This is a genomic window from Streptomyces sp. UNOC14_S4 (assembly GCF_020740835.1).
Classification (GTDB): domain Bacteria; phylum Actinomycetota; class Actinomycetes; order Streptomycetales; family Streptomycetaceae; genus Streptomyces.
On record NZ_JAINFC010000861.1, the window covers coordinates 1 to 1741 of the forward strand.

At 63.3% G+C, this 1741-nt stretch carries 2 protein-coding genes; both read right to left on the reverse strand.

Annotation, left to right across the window (positions count from 1 at the left end; translation table 11 throughout):
- Positions 1-116: 116 nt before the first annotated feature.
- Positions 117-524: a hypothetical protein gene (locus tag K6I34_RS36530; protein WP_229332325.1), complete on the reverse strand. Its 408-nt coding sequence runs from the start codon at positions 522-524 to the stop codon at positions 117-119.
- A gap of 77 nt (positions 525-601) precedes the next feature.
- The gene (locus tag K6I34_RS36535) at positions 602-1381 is read right to left on the reverse strand and encodes an aminotransferase class IV family protein (protein WP_229332326.1); all 780 of its coding nucleotides are present in this window, start codon (positions 1379-1381) and stop codon (positions 602-604) included.
- Between the last annotated feature and the right edge of the window lie 360 nt (positions 1382-1741).

Sequence of the window (1741 nt, forward strand, 5' to 3'; positions counted from 1 at the left end):
CCGAATTCGTGGAAAAGCTGGGCAGACCAGCGAGTACGGCACGTCCAGACAACAGCCGCAGACCCACGATCAGCCGGACCGCGATCAGACCGACGCGACGGAATCAGTTCGGTGGATCAAGGCTTAGGGGCACGGTGCCCGGTGGTGCTGACGAAGCGCGCATAGTCTGCGTTGGTGGTCGGAAAGACATCCACATAGAACGCAGGCAACCAGACTGCTTCAAGCGCTTCCCCGGAGAGGGACATACCTTCCTCGACGAGCACCATTAGCTTTCCGTCAACAGGGTGCCGTCGGTATTGAAAGGGGTCCGATGCAAGCAGCTTCTCCGTTCGGGAGTCCTGCGAGGCCGCAGCTTGTTTCGTGAGCAGGGCGGCAAAGCGCTCTTGCACTTCATGCCCGGCCAGGGCCAGGAACGTATCAAGCGCAGCTTGATTACCCTGCCTCGGAGTGACATTCGCCCCGCCGCGCTCCCACTTCGAGACCATGCGGTCGCTAACCCCGATTTCGGCGGCAAAATTTCGCACGGTCTTCCGGCCTGCCAGGCGTAGGAGTCGTGTCTCCCTGCCAGTCCAGCGCTCCACCCCCACCGCGATACTCCCTCTTATAGACGCTCGCCGGGAAGGCTCAGGTACGACTCGCGCAGCTTCGCGAGGACCGGATGTTCCGTGGGGAACCGGACATTATCGATTGCGCTGATGGTACGGACCCCGATCGTTGTGTTCGTGGCGAATGCGGCTTGCATGTCATGAGCCGCTCCCACGGCAACCGGTGCGACGGCATGCTGGTGGTGCTCCTGGAGCAGCGCCATGGTGACACCGGGGAGAATGTCTGCCTTCGGCCACACGATGGTGCCGCCATCGTCGATGAAGGCGACATTCCAGGTCCCGCCTTCTGATACGAGGTCCCTTGGACCGGTGAAAAGGGCATCGTCGAAGCCGGCCAGTTGAGCACTACGGCGCGCGTTGAGTGTGCCGAACAAGCCGATGTGCTTCACCGCGGGAGCGTCCCGAATGTAGGGAACAGTCTTCACGCGAAGCGGCGGTAGCGGCAGCGCGGATGCCGCCCTACGGGTCACCAGGATCTGAGGGGCGCCAGTTGAAGACGGGCGCCCGATGTCCAATGCAGGGTCGAAGATCGTCACGCGCACGATGAACGTACCGCTGGTGCCGTCGACCGCTCGGTGAGCGAAGCTACGCACCCGGTCAAGATCTAGCTCCGTGCCGAAGACGGCACGACAGTCACGGGCAAGGCGCTCCATGTGCAGCGGCAGTCCTCGAACGTGCTGATCATCGACTCGCATGGAGGTGAAGTGACCAAAGTTGGTGAGAGCGAGGGTCGCCAGGGCCTCTGAGCTGGCCGGGCTCCCATTCAGTTCCATCATGCCCCACAGTCTCCCGCAAGCTGAGCTGTGGATCTAACTCCTCTGCCGAGGAACGTAAGTTCAGCAAAAGTTCCTTCCCGTAGACGCGCTCCTGCCGTTGGCTATGCGTCGAGCCGGTGCCGCTCCCGAACAGTCGGCGAGCCCAGGCATGGCTCCCTGAGCCCCGGACGGCTCAGAAGACAACGAGAACCCCCGCAGCCGCGTTGCCTGCGGCCCGGGGGCATGGACCACCTGAAAGGAGCAGGCAGCCATGCAGAAGCATAGGCGTGAGCAGCCCAGAACGGACAGCCGCACGTCGATCGAACAGGGCGCGCCCGGTGGACACCTCCGCCGGGCCGTCGAGGTCGGCCCGTACCCGGT

Coding starts and splice junctions, on each gene's coding strand:
- K6I34_RS36535 (WP_229332326.1), bottom strand. CDS start 1,381: ATGATGGAACTGAATGGGAGCCCGGCCAGCTCAGAGGCCCTGGCGACC.